The 18,219-nt window shown below is 68.6% G+C and carries 14 protein-coding genes; 1 reads left to right on the forward strand and 13 read right to left on the reverse strand.

Annotated elements, in window-relative coordinates:
• Window positions 1–28: 28 nt before the first annotated feature.
• From fadD32 to G4H71_RS09170, 13 genes are all read right to left on the reverse strand, one after another.
• Window positions 29–1,924 carry a long-chain-fatty-acid--AMP ligase FadD32 gene (gene fadD32 / locus G4H71_RS09110; RefSeq protein WP_072737447.1) on the reverse strand — a complete coding sequence of 632 codons (1,896 nt, stop codon included), beginning with the start codon at window positions 1,922–1,924 and terminating at the stop codon, window positions 29–31.
• A 189-nt stretch (window positions 1,925–2,113) separates the two neighbouring features.
• On the reverse strand, window positions 2,114–3,106 hold the full coding sequence (locus G4H71_RS09115; protein WP_072737448.1) for an LLM class F420-dependent oxidoreductase: 993 nt from the start codon (window positions 3,104–3,106) through the stop codon (window positions 2,114–2,116).
• A 215-nt stretch (window positions 3,107–3,321) separates the two neighbouring features.
• Window positions 3,322–4,308 carry a cutinase family protein gene (locus G4H71_RS09120; protein WP_072737449.1) on the reverse strand — a complete coding sequence of 329 codons (987 nt, stop codon included), beginning with the start codon at window positions 4,306–4,308 and terminating at the stop codon, window positions 3,322–3,324.
• Between the two features lie 3 nt (window positions 4,309–4,311).
• Window positions 4,312–4,860: a DUF732 domain-containing protein gene (locus tag G4H71_RS09125; RefSeq protein WP_072737450.1), complete on the reverse strand. Its 549-nt coding sequence runs from the start codon at window positions 4,858–4,860 to the stop codon at window positions 4,312–4,314.
• Between the two features lie 136 nt (window positions 4,861–4,996).
• Window positions 4,997–6,829 carry an alpha/beta hydrolase-fold protein gene (locus tag G4H71_RS09130; protein WP_246442354.1) on the reverse strand — a complete coding sequence of 611 codons (1,833 nt, stop codon included), beginning with the start codon at window positions 6,827–6,829 and terminating at the stop codon, window positions 4,997–4,999.
• Between the two features lie 195 nt (window positions 6,830–7,024).
• Window positions 7,025–8,020: an alpha/beta hydrolase gene (locus G4H71_RS09135; RefSeq protein WP_083343034.1), complete on the reverse strand. Its 996-nt coding sequence runs from the start codon at window positions 8,018–8,020 to the stop codon at window positions 7,025–7,027.
• A gap of 219 nt (window positions 8,021–8,239) precedes the next feature.
• Complete coding sequence (locus tag G4H71_RS09140; protein ID WP_072737451.1) at window positions 8,240–9,235, reverse strand: alpha/beta hydrolase; 996 nt, start codon at window positions 9,233–9,235, stop codon at window positions 8,240–8,242.
• Window positions 9,236–9,540: 305 nt separating this feature from the next.
• Complete coding sequence (locus G4H71_RS09145) at window positions 9,541–11,475, reverse strand: arabinofuranosyltransferase AftB family protein (RefSeq protein ID WP_072737452.1); 1,935 nt, start codon at window positions 11,473–11,475, stop codon at window positions 9,541–9,543.
• Window positions 11,453–12,358 carry a decaprenyl-phosphate phosphoribosyltransferase gene (locus G4H71_RS09150; RefSeq protein ID WP_072737453.1) on the reverse strand — a complete coding sequence of 302 codons (906 nt, stop codon included), beginning with the start codon at window positions 12,356–12,358 and terminating at the stop codon, window positions 11,453–11,455. Before G4H71_RS09150 ends, G4H71_RS09145 begins: the two co-directional genes overlap by 23 nt.
• Window positions 12,355–12,894, reverse strand: a complete 540-nt coding sequence (locus G4H71_RS09155) for a phosphatase PAP2 family protein (RefSeq protein ID WP_072737454.1) — start codon at window positions 12,892–12,894, stop codon at window positions 12,355–12,357. Before G4H71_RS09155 ends, G4H71_RS09150 begins: the two co-directional genes overlap by 4 nt.
• 31 nt (window positions 12,895–12,925) lie before the next feature.
• The gene (locus G4H71_RS09160; RefSeq protein ID WP_083343033.1) at window positions 12,926–14,854 is read right to left on the reverse strand and encodes a glycosyltransferase; all 1,929 of its coding nucleotides are present in this window, start codon (window positions 14,852–14,854) and stop codon (window positions 12,926–12,928) included.
• The gene (gene glf, locus G4H71_RS09165; RefSeq protein ID WP_072737455.1) at window positions 14,851–16,071 is read right to left on the reverse strand and encodes a UDP-galactopyranose mutase; all 1,221 of its coding nucleotides are present in this window, start codon (window positions 16,069–16,071) and stop codon (window positions 14,851–14,853) included. Before glf ends, G4H71_RS09160 begins: the two co-directional genes overlap by 4 nt.
• Window positions 16,072–16,176: 105 nt before the next feature.
• On the reverse strand, window positions 16,177–16,947 hold the full coding sequence (locus tag G4H71_RS09170) for a MerR family transcriptional regulator (RefSeq protein WP_072737456.1): 771 nt from the start codon (window positions 16,945–16,947) through the stop codon (window positions 16,177–16,179).
• A gap of 162 nt (window positions 16,948–17,109) precedes the next feature.
• Between G4H71_RS09170 and G4H71_RS09175 the strand changes: the two genes are divergently transcribed.
• The gene (locus G4H71_RS09175) at window positions 17,110–18,213 is read left to right on the forward strand and encodes a glycosyltransferase (protein WP_072737457.1); all 1,104 of its coding nucleotides are present in this window, start codon (window positions 17,110–17,112) and stop codon (window positions 18,211–18,213) included.
• Window positions 18,214–18,219: the final 6 nt, after the last annotated feature.

Raw genomic sequence — 18,219 nt, forward strand, 5'->3', positions numbered from 1 at the left:
ACCAAGCTACCCGTCAGGAGGAGAAGGATTATTCGGAAACGGCGTCCGGGAAGGCGGTCTGCGCGTGCCCACCGCGCAGCGTGCCCTCGACGTAGGCGGCCTTGGCCGCGCGCCGTGCGATCTTGCCGCTCGAGGTCCGCGGGATCGACCCGGCGGGTACCAGCAGCACATCGCGCGCCGTGACGCCGTGACGCGTGGACAGTGCGGCGCGCACCGTGTCCGCGATCGGCTGCGGATCCGCCTTGCCGGCGCCCGGCGCCCGCTCCGCGACGATCACCAGCTGCTCGGAACTGTCCTCGGGGTCGTAATTGATCCCCGAATGGGAGTTCTCGAACACCACGGCGGGCAATTCGTTGGCGGGAACCGCGAACGCGGCGACGAAGCCGGGCCGCAGTGCCTTGCTGGACTCCTGCGCCGAGTACTCGAGATCCTGCGGGTAGTGGTTGCGCCCGTCCACGATCACCAGGTCCTTGACGCGGCCGGTGATGTACAGCTCGCCGTCCACGTACACGCCGTAGTCGCCGGTCCGCATCCAGTTGCCGTCCTCGGCGACGCCCTCGGCGTGGCTGCCCTCGGCGAGCCGGTTCGGCAGCTTGTTGTGGAAGGTGTCGTCGGTCTCGTCCTTGCGGCCCCAGTAGCCGATGCCGATGTTCTCGCCGTGCAGCCAGATCTCTCCGACACGCCCGTCGGGCTGCTCGGTGGCGGTCTCCGGGTCGACGATCGTCGCCCACTGGCTGCGCGCGACGTAGCCGCAGGACACCTGCGGGATCGCGTTCTCCGCGTGCGGATCCACCGTGACGACGCGGCCGGCGTTGAGCTCGGTGCGGTCGACGTAGATGATCCGGGCCTCGTCCGAGTGCCTCGTCGCGGAGACGAACAGGGTGGCCTCCGCCATGCCGTAGGACGGCTTGATCGCGGTCTTCGGCAGCCCGTACGGGGCGAACGCCTCGTTGAACTTGCGCATCGACGACGTGGTGACCGGCTCGGAGCCGTTGATCAGCCCGATCACGTTGGACAGGTCCAGGCTCTCGCCGTCCTTGGGTAGTCCGCGGGCGGCGGCGTGCTCGAACGCGAAGTTCGGCGCCGCGGCGAAGGTGCCCGCGCCGTCCGACACGGCCGCGAGTTCCTTGATCCACCGGTACGGGCGCTGCACGAACGCACGCGGGCTCATGATGGTGATGTACTTGCCTCCGAGGGCAGGCAGGATCACCGTGAGCAGACCCATGTCGTGGAACAGCGGCAGCCAGGTGACACCGCGGGAGTTCTCGGTGAGCTCGATCGAATCGACCATCTGCAGCGCGTTGGTGCCGACGGCGCGATGGGTGATCTCCACGCCGGCGGGAACCCGGGTCGAACCCGAGGTGTACTGCAGGTACGCGATGTCGTCGAGGTCCGCATCCGGGCGCACCCAGGTCTCGCCGACGCTGTCCGGGATCGCGTCGACGGCGATCACGCGGGGCCGCTCGGCGGCGGGCAGCGCACGGAAGAACTGGCGTACGCCCGCGGCGGAGGACGTGGCGGTGAGGATCGCGGACGGCTTGCAGTCGCCGAGGACGGCGTGCAGCCGGTCGGTATGGCCCGGCTCGTCGGGGTCGAACAGCGGTACCGAGATGGTGCCGGCGTGGATCGCGGCGAAGAAGGAGATGACGTAGTCCAGGCCCTGCGGGGCGAGGACGGCCACGCGGTCGCCGGGCTGGGTGACCTGCTGCAGCCGAGCGGCGACCGCCCGCAGCCGGACGCCGAACTGCTCCCAGGTCAACTCGTGGACTTCGCCGTCACGGTCACGCGAATAATCGATGTAGCGATACGCCAGCTCGTCCGAATTGTCCCGGGTGTGCCGCTGGACGTAATCGATCAGGGTGTTGCCCGGCTCCAGCCGGATGTGCCCCTTCTCGTCGATGAAATCATCGAACTTCGCGTTCATTCCTTCTCCTCCGAAGCGATCACACAGGCGTACTTCCGGCACGCCTGCGCCCCAGACTTCCTTCGCTGAATCGGATCTTCGCCACTGGTGGGCGCGGCTCCAAATACCACTTGCCCGAATACGCCTATCGCTATCGAACAGTCGTCATGTTACAGATTCGCATCGAACGGATCGCCCACGTGCCCGACGTCACTCGCCCTTCAACTGGGCGATGATCGGGGCGAACGCGTCCATCTGAGTCGGGAAGACACCCACGTAGGACATGGTCGTCTTCTCCCGCACCATCCGGATCTGGTCCGCGATCTCCTCGAAGGAGCCGATGGCCAGGTACGGCGAGTTCAGGATGTCCTCGACGGACAGCTTGGTGTCCACCTCGATGTTCGGGGGGAATCCCTGATCGAGCGCGGCCAGCGCCATCTCCGCCGTCTGCTCGCGGTCGTCGGTGATGACGATGGTGGTGATGGTCCAGTTCAGCTCGATGTCGGCGAACCGGTCGCCGGCGGCCTCACGGATCTGCTCGACCCGCTCGAGGGTCTTCTCGATCGTCACGCCCGAGAGCAGGAGCTTGCCGTCGCGGCTGGTCGGCGTGGCCACCGAGATGATGTCCGCGTACTTCGCCGCGAGGGCGAGCATCTTCGGGCCGCCGCCACCGACCGCGATCGGCGGGCGCGGACCCTGCCGGGGCCGGGGGCTGCCGGTCAGGCCCCTGATCTGGTAGTACTTGCCCTCGAAGTTGCACTCCTGCCCACGCAGCAGGGTGTCGAGGATCTGCAACGACTCCTCGAGCTTCGCGATCCGTACTCCGGGGCGCTCGTACTCGATGCCGCCCTTGTCGAACTCTTCCTTCATCCAGCCGGCGCCGATACCCAGCTCGAGTCGGCCACCGGAGAGGACGTCGATGGTCGCGGCGTCCTTGGCGAGGATCGCCGGATGCCGGAAGCCGTTGGCCAGGACGGCGGTGCCGAGCCGGATCTTGTCCGTGGCGACCGCGAGCGCTCCCAGCGCGGCGATCGGGCCGACCTGGTTGCCCAGGTGGTCCGGGATCATGAAGCTGTCGAAGCCGAGTTCCTCGGCCTTCTGGGCGAGCTTCACGAAGCGGCGGGCGCCGCCCTCGTCTGCATTGCCCTCGCCTCCGGCCGCAAACCGGAACTTGCGAAGCGCGCGGCCGTCCGACGCTGTCATCTATCGCCTCTCGTGGTGGTGGAAACGTCCGTCACACCGGTGGCCGTCGGGGCGCGTGCGCGCCCTGCCGTCCGTTCCGGACCCTGCAGCACTTTACCGGTGACGAAGAACGCACACTACCGGCCACGTACTGACCGGTAGTACCCCGGCGCCCGGCGTTGGGAGGTTACACAGCGCCCGCGGCCGCGCCGTGTCCCGGATGACGAATTCGGGGATCACGAATGCGGGGGGTGCGGCGCGGCGTCGATCTTGTCGCCGAGCCAGGACGCGGTCCACTGCGTCGACGTCGCGCCCGAGTCGTCCACCACGAAGGTGTTGTACAGGGCGTGGACCGGGTTGTTGTTGTACTCGAGCAGCCGGGCCGCGCTGGAGATCCAGTTGCCCGGACGGAACGCCTGCGGCGGAGCATCGCAGATGCCGTCCGAGGGCGCGCAGATCGTCGCGGTGCGGTCGTCGAGTTCGCCGAAACCTCCCGGCCGGGGGCCGGTCATCGTGATGCCGGGAACCTCGAGTCCCGCCAGCGACAGCTCTGCTCCCACTCCGGCGACCGGCGGACCGACCTGGAGTCCGTGCGCCGGGTCGCGGCGTCCGTCCGCGATCAGGCCGACCCCCAGCACCTGGTCGGCCGGGATCGGGCCGTCGCCGCTGCCGATCCGCGCGGCCAGGTCACCGGCGATGACCGCGCCCTGGGAGAAGCCGGTGAGCGCGAACGTCGTCAGCGGGCATTCCGCGTGCCGCGCGGCGATGAACTCGGTGGCCCGGGCGGTGCCCTCGCCCCGGCTGTTGTTGTACGACTGCTGCCCGTCCGGCGGCAACGCGACCGGATTGGAGAACTGCGCCACGTACGGGACGGTGTAGACATCCGCGCGCGACGAATCGAACCGCTCCTGCAGCGGCCGGGTGATGTTGAGCATCAGCGACAGCGGGTTGGCCGTCGGGTTGTACGGATCGTCGACCGCACTGGACTCCCAGGTGCCGGGGATGGCCACCACCTGCACGTCCGGACAGCTCGCCGGCTGCGACTGGGGCCGGTCCGGTGGGGGCGGCGTCGGAATCGGCGGCGGCACCCTCCCGGCGAGCAGATACCACAGTGCGATGATCGCGAGGACGACCACGACGAACACCGCGACCGCCACCAGCACCCACCTGCCCAGGCGCCGGCCGCGGGACACGCGGCGGCCGCGGGTACCTCTCCTCGACATCGCTTACCTGCAGTAGTCGGCGTGCGCGACGTCGACGTAGGTGCGCGCCTGGGCCGCGGCCTGGTCCGGGCCGAGTTCGGTGCCCGAGGCGCTGGCCTCGGTACCGACCATCGCGGTCACGAAGATCATGGTGTCGGCGTCGGTGAGGCCCTCACGCTGCGCCTGGCAGATGTAGTCGGCCGTACTCACCGCGATCGAGCCGTCCCCGGCCGGGGTGATCCCCGCGGCGCGCAGGGCATCCAGGAACCGCTTGCCGTCCTCGCTCACCGGAACCTCGGCGGGGCCGGGGTAGTCGTCCGGCACCGGCTCCGGCTCCGACGGCGGTGCGGTGGCCGCCTCGCCGGGGTTGGTCACGGGGGCCGACGTCGTGGGCTCGCCGGACTCCTCCGCGTCCTCCGTCGTCGCCGCGGCCGTCGTGGTGGCGGTGGGCGTCGAGGTGGCGGTGGAGTCGTCACTGCCGCAGCCGACCAGCAGTCCGCCGCCCGCGACGGCGACGGCGCCGACCGCGAGGGCACGGGCAACGGAAGTCCGGAAACGTCTGGCGTGCGGCATGTTTACTCTCGTCCTCAACTCTCTCGTCTTCCCTGACCGGGCCCCGACCGATCCGGTCACCTGTCCACGGACCGACCCGGTCAGCAGTCCAGGTCGCTGTATCTCCACAGGGTACAGACGAGCCGCTGCTGCGGAATCAGTGCACTTCGGCGGTGCCGTCGATCACCGTGACGTACCCGAACTGGAAGTTCTGCTGGACACCACCGGGAATCGCGAACTTGTCGCTGATCGGGTACCCGATCCGGCCCGCCTCGTAGTCGACGCTCTTCCACGCCTCGAAGATCGGCCCGTTCTCGACCGCCCACGCTCCCGACAGCGGACTCCAGTAGATGTTGCCGCCCTCGAACTCGTTGAAGCGGCCACCGTCCCTGACGGGAATCTCACTGGTCTTCGGGAAGCCGAGCCAGCCACCCTCGTACCCGGTCTCCGCGTACTTGCCCATGATCATTCCCTGCACCGCATGGGTGCCGGTGTCGGCTGCCGAGTACATCGCGCCGATCTCGAAGCCCTGGACCGCTCCCGGCTTGCCCGGCGTCGGCACCTCGGCCGCGACGGGATAGCCGAGTGGGCCGCCCTCCCAGCCCTGACGCGCCCACTCGTCGCGGATCGCGCCCTTGACGGCGTGCGCGCCGGTCTGCGGGGTCCAGTACACCGATCCGTGCTGGAAGTGGGTGAACCTCCCACGACCGTCCGGGGTGACGAGTTCCGGGGTCGTCGGGAAGCCGAGGGCACCCGCCGGCCCGCCCACAGCCTGGTAGCTGCCGCCGATCGCTCCGGCCACCGGCTGCGCGCCGGTCTCGCCCGAATGGAAGATCCGGCCGAACCGGAAGTCCTGCGCGACACCGTTACCCACGTTGTACTCCGGGGTGAGGCAGTCGCCGATCCACGGCGCGGCCGCGGCGGCACCGCCGATGGCGCCGGACGCCGAGCACGCCGGCTTGTCGGCCGGGACACCGAGCGCCGTGGCGAGCTGCGGCCACAGCTGGTGCAACTCGAACTGCCAGTACGGCCAGGAGTGGGTGCCGGACGGCCGGTACACGACCTGCGCCGGGATCCCGAGAGTGTTCAGCTTGGTGGCGAAGGCCTGCGACGTGAGGCGGGACAGGATCTCGAGACCCATCCCGGCGTAGTTGGTGGAGACACCGGGGATACCGGACGGCTGGTCGTACGGTCCGGTGGTTCCGCTGCCGCTGGAGATGTAGAGGCTGACGCCCTTCAACCTGTCCGCGAGCAGGTACGGATCGTGCTCGGCCCAGGCGGGCGCGCTCGGCGGGCCCCACATGGCCCGCGAATCGAATCCGCCGGCGTCGATCATCGCGTACTGGATCGCCTGCGGCATTCCCAGCGAGGTGGTGGTCAGCATGCCCGACAGGGATGCCGCGAAATCGAAGAAGCCCTCGTTGCGGGCGGCGAGGAACATCGCCGACGTCCCACCCATCGACAGGCCGACGACGCCGCGCGTCTGGGTGGTCCGCCACTCCCCCTCGAGGATCGGCGGCAGTTCCTTCGTGAGGAACGTCTCCCACTGGTAGTTCTGCCCGTTGTCCTGGGCGACCCAGTCGGAGTAGAAGCTGGACTGGCCGCCGACCGGGAGAACGACGTTGACGTTCTTGTCGGCGAAGAACGCCTCGGCGTCCGTCTCGAGGGTCCAGCCGTTCTCGTTGTCCTGCGCCCGCAGTCCGTCGAGCATGAAGACCGCGGGGAACGACGCCTTCGGGTCGGCGTTCCAGTCACGCGCGAGCAGCAACTGCACCTGGATCGGCGTGCCCATGGACGGAGACGAGATCCACAGGGCGACCCGCCGGTCGGTGAGCCAGTCGACCCGGTCCACGGTGACGCCGGACGGCGCCTGCGTGTGAGCGGGACCGGGTGAGGCCGACAGCGGCGCGCGTGCGGAGACCGGGTCGGCGCTCGCGGTGGCGGCCGTGGTTGCCCCGACCGCCACCGGCAACACCAACAGCGCGGCCATCAGCACTCGTCGAAGACCCGAAGTTCGCCGGGGACCCGATGCCTGCATGAAACCCACTCACTTTCTGCGCGTCCAACCGAGTGCGCCCGAGGCCCGATCGGCCTCGCATCGGGTTCTTTCTACACGGAAAGATGCCGAAAGTGGGGGTGCCGCGCTGTTGCAGCTGTTGCAATTGTTACTTACGAGCTAACCGACTCAGCCGATGGTGGCGCTGAGATCGGGAGTCAGATCGTGGATCTGCTTCTCCCAGTAGCGCCACGTGTGGACACCGCGGGGCTCGAAGTTGTAGGTGACGTTGTGCGCGCCGATGGCGGCCATCTTCACCTGGAACGCGCGGGAGTTCGTCACGGCCAACACCTCGAGAGCCGAGCCGGTGCCCGTGTTGAACACGTCGATCGGGCTGTGCCGGCTCGGGCCGCCCGGGGCGGGAATGCCGCTACCTGCCGACACCCAGACGCGCGTGTTGTTGTCGCGCAGGCGGTCCGCGAAGACGAACGGGTCGTTACGCAGCCACGCCGGGTTCCACGGCGGTCCCCACATCGCGTCCACGTTGAACCGGCCGGCGTCGAGCATCGCGACCCGGATCGCCTCACGCATACCGGGAGCCGAGATGTTCAGGTAGCCGGACAGCGAGCCGGCGTAGTTGAACTGGTTCGGGTGGTACGCGGCCAGGGTCAGTGCGGCACTGCCACCCATCGAGATGCCGATGATGCCGTTGCGGGTGGACGAGAAACCGAGCTGGTTGCGCAGCGCGTTGGGGAGGTTGCTCGTCAGGAACGTCTCCCACTTGTACGGCGTGGTCTGTCCGTTCAGGTTGGACGTGGAAATCCAGTCCGAGTAGAAGCTGGACTCGCCACCGACCGGCATGACGACGTTGATGTTCTGGCTCGCCAGGAACCCGCCGACGTTGGTGTCGATCTCCCAGCCGTTGAGGTCGTCCCGTGCACGCAGGCCGTCCAGGAGGTAGACGACACGCTGCGTGTTGCCGTCGTGCGCACGCCAGATCCGGCTCTTGATCGGACCCATGTCCGAATCGACCCAGAAATCCTGCGCGGCGGGGTCGAACGCCGCGGACGCGGTCGCGCCGCCCCCGACGACAGTCACACCCAGCGGCAGCGCCACAGCCAGCGCGACGGCCCCGGCGATGCGCCGAATCCAGCCGCGTCTACCAGCCGAACCTCCAACTCTCATGAACCCGTCTTCCCTCCGGTCGATGCCTCTCGCCGCGGCCGCGGCAGGTCGCGCCTCGGGAGTCACCCGGGCGCGACGCAAAATCTCAGTACACGACGCCACCCGCACAGTTCACGCTGTGCGGGTGGCGTCGTCGTGACGGGGTTACCTTACTGATACTCGGGCCCAGATGGCATACCGGCGTCCAAATTGTGGAGTTCTACCTACTGTCGAGCGTCCTCACCAGGCGTTCAGCGTGTCGAGGATCTGTCCGCGGGCCTTCCACAGCTCCGCCTCCCAGTACGGCCACGAGTGGGTGCCGTTGGGCGGGAAGCTGAAGTTGGCAGGGATGCCCAGGGTGGCCAGGCGGACCTGGAAGGCGCGGGTGTTGATCAGCGCGAGCGCCTCGAGCCCCATGCCGTTGGCCGTGTTGTAGTAGTCGATCGGCGCAACCGGACGATCGTGCTCGCCGGGCAGGCCACTCGCCGCGGAGATGTACATCGACAGACCCTGCAACTGCGGCGCGAAGACGAACGGGTCGTTACGCAGCCAGGCCGGGTTCCACGGCGGGCCCCACATCGCGTCCACGTTGTAGCGGCCGGCGTCGATCATCGCGACCCGGATCGCCTCACGCATGCCGGGAGCCGAGATGTTCAGGTAGCCGGACAGCGAACCGGCGAACTTGAACTGATCGCGGTGGTACGCGGCCAGGGTCAGTGCGGCGCTGCCGCCCATCGACAGGCCGAGGACGGCGTTGTTCGAGCGGGACACTCCGTAGCCGGCGAGGAAGTTGGGCAGTTCCTGCGTCAGGAACGTCTCCCACTTGTAGGTGATCTCCTGGCCGTTGAAGTTGCTCGGTGAGTACCAGTCCGAGTAGAAGCTGGACTCGCCGCCGACCGGCATCACGAGGGTGACGTTGTCGTTGCCGAACTGTGCGAGCGCGTTGGTCTCGAACGACCAGGCGTTGCGGTCGTCGCGGGCACGCAGGCCGTCGAGCAGGTACAGCGCCGCGTTGCCGCCGCGCTTGGCCCACTGGACCTGGACCTTGATCGGACCCATCGACGACGGGACCCACAGCTCGTCGTAGCCGCCCGCGGGGACGGTGCGGACCGGACCGGACCGGTCGGGTGCTGCTGCGGCGACCGAACCACCGGCGATCCCGGCTGCGAGCGGAAGAACCAGCGCAGCCGCGCCGATCGCCATCGCGCGCCGTTTGAGGCGTTGTGCGAAACGCATGAATACTGCTCTCTCTCTTGTCGTCTGCAGCCTCCACACGAGCGGTGGCTCCGGCCGATAACCGAGTGTGCTGCGGTGTTCGCGCTCGGTGGAGCGTATGTCACGCGTCCGGTCGTGACAAACGCACGAATCGGACAGGCGGCGGTACGTCGCACCGAAGCGATCTGCCGAACATATCTCCGGCGACCCCGCCCGCGTTACACAACCGTGATGTGATCCACGCCCCGCCTGTGGCGCCTCTCACCGGCCGTATGGCCAGATCGCGGCGCCACACGTCCGGAAGATTCCGCACGCTCCGAGATAGTTCAGTTACCTGGCTCGGTAAAGGGTGACGTCAATCCACACCGCTGGATTTCGTATTTCGGAACCCGGTCGAAACGGTAATCCGCGAATTCGAACGCCTGCCGGAAGTTCTGTTTGAACCTGGCCCAGGTCAATTCCGAACGGTAAGAGGTCAACAGTTCCTGCGTCTGCGGGCAATTGATGGCGATATTCGCCTCGGTGACCCATTTCTCGTCGAGGAAGAACGGCATCCACGGATGCCGGTCGACCATCCCGGTATCGGCAACCACCCAGTCCGGGTACAGGTTCTTGTCGTGTCCGATCCGGCCGTCGTCGAGCCGCTCGGTGTGCGACGCCAGCGGGTACGCCAGTCCCATCTGGTCGATGACCCGCACGTTCAGGCCGACGTTCATGCTGGTCATGCCCAGGTTGAGGAAGTACACCGTGTGGCCGACGCCCTCCTCCGGGATCGGAAGCGGCGGGGGCACCACGAACCAGAACGTGTAGTCCGCCGACGGCAGCAACAGACCGCCGTCGGGGGTCGACGAGATGGTCTCGACCATCGCCCGCATCCGCGGGTAATCCAGATAGTCCTCCGCGCGGATCGGGTGATCGCGACCGGTGTTGAGGACGTAGAAGGCCCGCTCGTCGACAATTCCCGACTTTCCGACGACCGCGCCCTCCGGCATGCCCGTGGTGTTCGATGCGAAGAAGGCCCAGACGACGGTGCCGACCCACATCAGGCCGGTACCGGCGAACACCCACAGCGCGCGGCCCGGCCGCCAGCGTTCGGGAAGGCGGATCGGCAGAACCGCCACCGGAGTGAGCAGCAGGAACAGCGGCGGCAGCAGCACGCGCCCGTGCATGAAGTCGCCACCGACGCGCAGCGAGTACAGGCACAGCAGCACCCCGCTGCCGAGCGCGAAGAGCACCACCGCGGTGGGCGTGTGCAGGAATCGCCGCAACCGCTGCCACACCGGCTCCGGCCCAGCGTCGGCGTCGGACGCCTCCGCGGTACGCCCACGGTGGCCCGTCCACAGGGCCACGACCGCGACCGTGAGCAGCAGCAACGGCAACCAGAGCAGGTACGGTCCGACCAGGTTGGCCAGGTAGGAGAAGCCCTGCCCCCACTTGGCACCGCCCGCATCCTTGGCGACCGCGGTGTTCGGGTACGGCAGCGCGTAGTACCCCATCCGCCAGATCTGGTAGCCGACCGGCACGAGCGCGGCGACGACGACCATCGCCGTGCGGAGCTGCCAGCTGCTGCCCGGCGCCAGGAAGACCATCGCCAGGGCGATGAGTGCGACGATCGCCATCTCCGGCCGGACCAGCGGCCCGAGCCCCGCGAGGAACGCCAACACCAGTACCGATCCGGTGGACGGCACCCTCGCCTGACTCCACCGCACCAGCAGCCACCAGAGCAGCGCCAGCCAGAACAAGACCAGGCAGGTCTCGAGGCCGGACGTGGCGAAGTCGCGGGCCGGTGGTACCGCGATGTAGACGAGTGCGCCCGCGGGCAACAGCAGCAGCGTCCCGCCCGCCGCGAACGCGCTACCGCGATACAGCCGCGCGGTACCGAGCATCATCACGACGATCGCCGCGGTGGACAGGAACAGGGCGATTCCGAGCACGACGTACTCGAGCCGTGCCTGGGTGAGCCAGCCGAACGCGTACACGAGGTACGTCCACACCGTGCTGGTGTTGGCCTCGACCCGCTCGCCCTCGTTGAAGACCGGGCCGTTACCTGCCAGCAGATTGCGCACCGTCCGCAGGACGATGAGCCCGTCGTCCGCGATCCAGCGGCGCTCCCAGGCACCGAGGAACATCAGTGCGCCGGCGACGACCACGCCACCGGCGAACACCCACCTCGACCAGACCGGCGACGCCGTGTCGCGCTCCCGCGGCTCGTCGAGGTCGCCGCCGCGGCGCCGGACCTCAGACGATGTAGACAGCGACACCGACGACTCCGATCCACACGACCGCGAGAAGTTGGAGCACTCGGTCGCCCAGAGCGATCTCCTCCGGCTCGCCGGCCTCGCCGCCGTCGACGTCCACCGCGTACCGCAGGATCGCGATGGTGAACGGAACCATGGAGATCGCGTACCAGTTGGTGGACTCGAGCTCGTCCTGTTGGAAGGCCCACAGCCCGTAGCAGATCACGACGGCGGTGGCGCTGAGCGTCCACACGAACCGCAGGTAGGTGGTGGTGTAGTTCTGCAGCGACTTGCGGATCTTCGCGCCCGTCCGCTCCGCGAGCTGCAGCTCCGCGTACCGCTTGCCGGCCGCCATGAACAGCGAGCCGAACGCCATGATCAGCAGGAACCACTGCGACAGGTCGATCCCCGCGGCCGCGCCTCCGGCGATCGCACGCAGCAGGAAGCCCGAGGAGACGATGCAGATGTCGAGTACGGCCTGGTTCTTGAGCCCGAAGCAGTAGGCGAGCTGCACCGCGATGTAGACGGCCATGACGACCGCGAGCTGCCAGTTCGCGATGAACGACAATCCGATCGAACCGGCCAGCAGCACGACCGCCATCGCGTACGCCAGGTTGACGGGGAGGACTCCGGCGGCGATGGGACGGAAGCGCTTGGTGGGGTGCGCGCGATCGGCCTCGACGTCCCTGGCGTCGTTGACCAGGTAGATGCCCGACGCCGCCATACAGAAGACGACGAAGGCGAGAGCGACGGGCAGCAGCACGTCGGACTGCGTCGCGGTACCCGCGGCGAGCGGAGCGGCCAGGACCAGGACGTTCTTGACCCACTGGCGGGGGCGCATCGCCTTGACGATGCCGCTCGCCAGATTCTTGGGAGGCCCGCTGACCTCGGCCGCTTCCTCGCTCATACGTCTCCACACTTTCGCTCGGGCCGGGACACAGGTGCCGCTGCCGCGGCTCGCCGGGACACGATTGCCGCCGCCGCGGCTCCCAGTGCCGACCCGGCGAGCACGTCGGTCGGGTAGTGCACTCCCAGCACCAGCCGGGACAGCAACATGGGCGGTACCAACAACGCAGGCAAGGGTAGCCCGGTGAGCCGACCGAGCAGCACGGCAGCCGCCGTGGTCGACGTGGCGTGCGACGACGGGAAGCTGAGCTTGCTGGGCGTCGACACGTTGACCTGGATCGACGGGTCGTTGGGCCGGGGCCTGCGCACGACACGCTTGATCACGATCGAGGCGGCGTGGGCACCGACGGCGCCGACACCGACCCCGAGCCACTGTCTGCGGCGAGGCTTGTCGAGCGCGGCACCGATGCCGGAGATCGCCATCCAGCCGAGGGCGTGCTCACCGAAGTGCGAGAGTCCCCGCGCTGCCGTGATCGCACCGGGCCGCGCGCCGATCGTCGCCTGCACCACCTGCAGTGCCCGGACCTCGGGCGACACCGTCGTCCCCGCCCCGCCGGATCCTGCCGAGTCAGATCCCGAAGACACGTTCCCACCTCTCCTTGCTGGTCAGTTCCGGTGCCGCGGCCTGGTATTCGCGGGTCAGCTCGGGGAACCGGCGCAGCAGTTCCCGGCGCAGTTCCATCGCCCGTTTCAGCAGTGCCAGCGCCTGCTTCGGGTTGCGCTTGCGGTAGACGACGCCGCGACCGTCCGCCGTGGTGACGGTGACCCCGTCGACCTGCGACAGCAGGTACCAGCGCGCATCCAGGGTGGGGACGTTGAGCTGCGGCCGCTCGTGGTGGTCCTCCTGCGCCGGCTTCGCGTTGTGGACCAGCCCCTTCACGAGCCGGGCGACCTTCGCGACCGGGTTCGTCGGTTCGCCGACCGCGCCGACGCCGGCACCCGACGGCAACGGCAGTTCCGTCGACGACGGGACGACCACGGCATCCGGGAACTCCCGGCGCATCGCGTGCACGTCTCCGAGCGCGGTGCCGAGCTGTTCGGCGATGTGCTCCGGACCCGCCAGGAAGTCCTCGATCGCCTTGTTCTGGATCGCGACGGTCGAGTACTCGAGGCACAGCAGGTGCTTGAGGGTGGCCTTGACACTGCTGACGACCAGTCCGCGGGCGCTGCCGGGGAAGTGCAGCGATGCGACCACCAGGCGGTTGCGCAGGTGGAAGTACGCCTGCCAGTCGATGGCGTCGTCCTTGTCGGTCCACGCCATGTGCCAGATCGCGATACCGGGCACGGTCGCCGTCGGGAATCCGGCATCGCGGGCCCGCAGCGCGAACTCCCAGTCGTCCCACTTGATGAACAGCGGCATGGGCAGGCCGATCTGCTCCGCGCACACCCGCGGGATCATGCACATCCACCAGCCGTTGCCGTCGACGTCGATGCGACGGTGCAGGTTCTTCGAGTTCTCCCGGTCACCGAGCGGGTACTTCGAGAAGTCGTGGTCGTACTCCGCGTTCGGGGCCCCGGTCCACATCACGACGGAACGGTCGACGACCTCACCCATCGTGTGCAGGTGGCTGCGCTCCTGGAGGTTGAGCATCTGGCCACCGACGAGCATCGGGGTCTTCGCGAACCGCGACATCGCGAGAGCCCGCAGGATCGAGTCGGGCTCGATCTCGATGTCGTCGTCCATGTAGAGGATGTAGGGGCTGTCGGTGGTCTTCAGCGCCTCGTACATGATCCGGCTGTACCCACCGGACCCGCCGAGGTTCGGCTGGTCGTGGATGGCGAGACGATCACCGAGTGCGTTCGCGGCGTCCGCGAAACCGGCCTCGCCCCGCACTTTCCTGGTGCCCTGGTCCGGCATGATCACCGCGTCGATGACGTCGAGGACCAGCGGATCCGAGGCCAGCGCCGTGAGCGCCTTGACGGCGTCGGCGGGGCGGTTGAACGTCGGGATACCGATCGCCACCCGGCCCTCGCCGGGAGCCGCGGTCGGCGCGTACCAGCCCGCACTCTCGAGTACCACCTCGGAGTCGGTGGTGATGTCGAACCAGATCCAGCCGCCGTCCTCGAACGGCCCGAGGTCGACCTCGAACTCGAGGTCGATGTCGCCGTCCTCGAACTCGCGGCCCTCGACGTGGATGCGCGATCCGTCCGCCTTCGAGCGGTAGACGTCGACCCGGCAGTGACCGGTGAGCGCCAGTCGCAGCACCACCGACTCGAGCGTCGTCCACCGACGCCAGTAGCTGGCCGGGAAGGCGTTGAAGTAGCTGCCGAACGAGACCTCGGACTCGGCGCCGATCGACAGCGAGGTACGCGAGAGCGAATGCGCCCGGCGCCCGTTCGTCCGCGACTCCTCGACGTACAGCGTCCGCACGTCCAGCGGCTCGCCCGCGCGGGCGAGAATCACCCGCTGCAGCAACGATTTTCCGCGGAACTCCGGGTACGCACCGGTCTCGGTGCCGTCCTCGCCGGTTCCCGCGAGCAGGTGCCGGCCGCTCACGCGTCGTCCCCCACCAGGTCGGTGCCGGATTCGAGATGCGGGGCCAGCACGTTGTCGTACATCGACAGTGCGCTCGCGATCGCCATGTGCATGTCCAGATACTGATAGGTACCCAAGCGGCCGCCGAACAGCACCTTCGCGGCTGCCGTCTCCTCCTTGGCGCGGCGCCGGTAGGCGGCCAGCTTCTCGCGGTCCTCGGGGGTGTTGATCGGGTAGTACGGCTCGTCGTCGTCCCCGGCGAACCGGGAGAACTCGCGCATGATGACCGTCTTGTCGGTCGGGTAGTCCCGCTCCGGGTGGAAGTGCCGGAACTCGTGGATCCGGGTGTACGGGACGTCGCCGTCGTTGTAGTTCATGACGGGGGTGCCCTGGAAATCACCGCGGTCTCGCAACACCTCGGTCTCGAAGTCGAGGGTGCGCCAACCGAGCTTGCCCTCGGAGTAGTCGAAGTACCGGTCCAGCGGCCCGGTGTACACCACCGGGGCGGCCGGGCTCTCCGCGCGCAGTTCCTCGCGCACCTCGAACCAGTCCGTGTCGAGGCGTACCTCGATGTTCGGGTGCTTCGCCATGTTCTCGAGCCACGCGGTGTAGCCGTCGACGGGCAAACCCTCGTAGGTGTCGTTGAAGTAGCGGTTGTCGAACGTGTACCGGACCGGGAGCCGCGTGATGTTCCCGGCGGGCAGTTCCTTGGGGTCCGTCTGCCACTGCTTGGCCGTGTAGTCGCGCACGAACGCCTCGTACAGCGGGCGGCCGATCAGCGAGATCGCCTTCTCCTCGAGATTCTGGGCCTGCTTCGCATCGATCTCGGCGGCCTGCTCGGCGATGAGAGCGCGGGCCTCCTCGGGGCTGAAGTATCGGCCGAAGAACTGCGACACCAGACCCAGACCCATCGGGAACTGGTAGGCCTGCCCGTCGTGCATCGCGTAGACGCGGTGCTGGTAGCCGGTGAAGTCGGTGAACTGGTTGACGTAGTCCCACACCCGCTTGTTCGAGGTGTGGAACAGGTGCGCGCCGTACTTGTGGATCTCGATGCCGGTTTCCGGCTCGGCCTCGGAGTAGGCGTTGCCACCCAGATGGTGGCGCCGGTCCAGGACCAGGACGCGCTTACCCAGCTGGGAGGCCGCTCGCTCGGCGATGGTCAGTCCGAAGAAGCCGGAGCCGACCACGATCAGGTCGTACCGGCCGGGTGCGGTGGTCTCTGGGGATGCAGCGGTCACGGTGAACCAGGGTAAGGGACCGCGATCCGGTACCGCTGCTCCGGCTGCCCGCGGCCCGATGTCACACCGGTTCGATCTGAACGAACCGGTGTGACATCGTCCCGGTCAGAGGTGGGTGCTCGCATACGCGGTGAGCGCATCCCGGACGAACGACGCACCCTCGGTTCCCCCGTAGTTGGCGGCGAACCTGTCGTCGGCGACGTACATCTCGGCCAGCCCGAGGAGGTATTCCGTCACCGGCGCCCCGTCGTGGCCGGGCGTACCCGGGACCGACCGGAGCCACGCGACGTGCCGCCGGGCCAGCTCCGTGGCCTCGGCGCCGTCCGGCGCCACCCCGGAACGTGCCGCCGCGGCCCACTCCGCATTCAGCTCCTCCACCTGCTGTTTCCAGGTACGCCGCTCAGCGTCGCCGAGACCGCGCCACCACCGGTCGCCGCTCTCGTAGGCCTCGGCACCCCAGCGTTCGACCACCTCGCTCTCGTACCGGGTGTGGTCGAACCCGTCGAACACTTCTTCCGCCATCAGCGGTTCACCTTCTCTCGTCTTGCGAATGGTGGTGCGCACCGACGCGATCCGACGGCTCAGGCGCACCTGCTCCTGTTCGAGGAGCTCGAGGTGGGTGGACAGGGCCGCGATGGCGTCGGTCTGGCCGCCGAGTACGTCGCGGATCGCCGGCAACCCGAGACCGAGTTCCCGCAGCAGCAGGATTCGCTGCAACCGCATCAGGGCGTCGGCGTCGTAGTAGCGGTAGCCGTTGGCGCCGACACGACTCGGCGGCAACAGGCCGACGTCGTCGTAGTGCCGCAGTGTCCTGCTCGTCGTCCCGGCTGCCCTCGCCAGTGCGGCGATCGACCATTCCTGTCTCGTCGTACCCACACGTCCAGGATGCAAGTTGACGTCGCGTCAATGTCAAACGTCACGTCGGCGGCGGTCGAGCGTCGGCGGCGCGGGCAGGGCGCGAGGAATGTTCTCGCGACGTTCACGCCCGCGCCGGGATCGGTTGGCCGTGGCGACGCTCCGGCGGGCGACCAAGGGGAGATGCGCATCGTTCAGCTGGCGAACTTCTACGGACCCCGGTCCGGTGGGCTTCGGACGGCCATCGACCAGTGGGGACGCGGCTACGTCGCGCGCGGGCACGAGGTGACGGTGATCGTGCCCGGGCCGCGCGCCGACGAGAAGGTCATGCCGGGCGGCGTCCTGCGCATCACCCGGACCGCGCCGCAGATTCCGGGAACCGGCGGCTACCGGCTCGTCGCGCCCCGTTCGGTCGAGGATGTCGTCGCCGGCCTCCGACCGGACGTGCTCGAGGTGTCCGACCGGATCACGTTGCGCGGATTCGGCAGGTGGGCGAGCCGCCGCGGGATCCGCAGCGTCGTCGTCTCGCACGAACGACTGGACCGGTTGCTCGGCATCCTCACCCCGTCCCGTGCCGCCCGCGCGCTCGCCGATCTGGCGAATCGCCGGATGGCAGAGCAGTTCGACGCCGTCGTCTGCACCACGGCGTTCGCGGCCACGGAGTTCGACCGGATCGGTGCGCCCAATCTGGTGCGCGTGCCCCTCGGGGTCGATCTCGCCGCATTCCACCCCGATCACCGCGACGACACCCTGCGCCGGATCTACGCTCGCCCGGAGCAGCCGCTGCTGTTGCACTGCGGCCGCCTGTCCCCGGAGAAGCGCGCCGATCGGAGCATCGACGCACTGCGGGATCTGCGGGACCGCGGCGTCGATGCCCGGCTCGTCGTCGCCGGGGACGGCCCCCGCCTGGACACGTTGCGCCGACGTGCGCGGGATCTCCCCGTCACCTTCACCGGATACGTCGACGACCGGGCGCGGCTGGCCGCGCTCTTCGCCACCGCGGACGTCACGCTGGCCCCCGGCCCGCACGAGACGTTCTGCCTGTCGGCACTCGAATCCCTCGCCGCCGGAACGCCCGTCGTCGCCTCACGCTCGTCCGCGCTGGGCGAGATCCTCACCACCGACTGCGGAGCACTGGCCCAGGACGCCGGCGCCGGCTTCGCGCGGGCCACCCATGCGATGCTCGCCGTCCCGCGTGGCCTGCGCTCCGGTCACGCTCGTCGGCGCGCGGAGCAGTTCGGCTGGGCGCGATCGGTGGACGGCATGCTCACGACCCTCGACGGGTGAGCTGCG

It is taken from the genome of Rhodococcus triatomae, from assembly GCF_014217785.1.
Classification (GTDB): domain Bacteria; phylum Actinomycetota; class Actinomycetes; order Mycobacteriales; family Mycobacteriaceae; genus Rhodococcus_F; species Rhodococcus_F triatomae.

Coding starts and splice junctions, on each gene's coding strand:
- G4H71_RS09130 (WP_246442354.1), bottom strand. CDS start 6,829: ATGGCCGCGCTGTTGGTGTTGCCGGTGGCGGTCGGGGCAACCACGGCC.
- G4H71_RS09150 (WP_072737453.1), bottom strand. CDS start 12,358: ATGAGCGAGGAAGCGGCCGAGGTCAGCGGGCCTCCCAAGAATCTGGCG.
- G4H71_RS09175 (WP_072737457.1), top strand. CDS start 17,110: ATGCGCATCGTTCAGCTGGCGAACTTCTACGGACCCCGGTCCGGTGGG.
- G4H71_RS09135 (WP_083343034.1), bottom strand. CDS start 8,020: ATGAGAGTTGGAGGTTCGGCTGGTAGACGCGGCTGGATTCGGCGCATC.
- G4H71_RS09115 (WP_072737448.1), bottom strand. CDS start 3,106: ATGACAGCGTCGGACGGCCGCGCGCTTCGCAAGTTCCGGTTTGCGGCC.
- fadD32 (WP_072737447.1), bottom strand. CDS start 1,924: ATGAACGCGAAGTTCGATGATTTCATCGACGAGAAGGGGCACATCCGG.
- G4H71_RS09140 (WP_072737451.1), bottom strand. CDS start 9,235: ATGCGTTTCGCACAACGCCTCAAACGGCGCGCGATGGCGATCGGCGCG.
- G4H71_RS09120 (WP_072737449.1), bottom strand. CDS start 4,308: ATGTCGAGGAGAGGTACCCGCGGCCGCCGCGTGTCCCGCGGCCGGCGC.
- G4H71_RS09125 (WP_072737450.1), bottom strand. CDS start 4,860: ATGCCGCACGCCAGACGTTTCCGGACTTCCGTTGCCCGTGCCCTCGCG.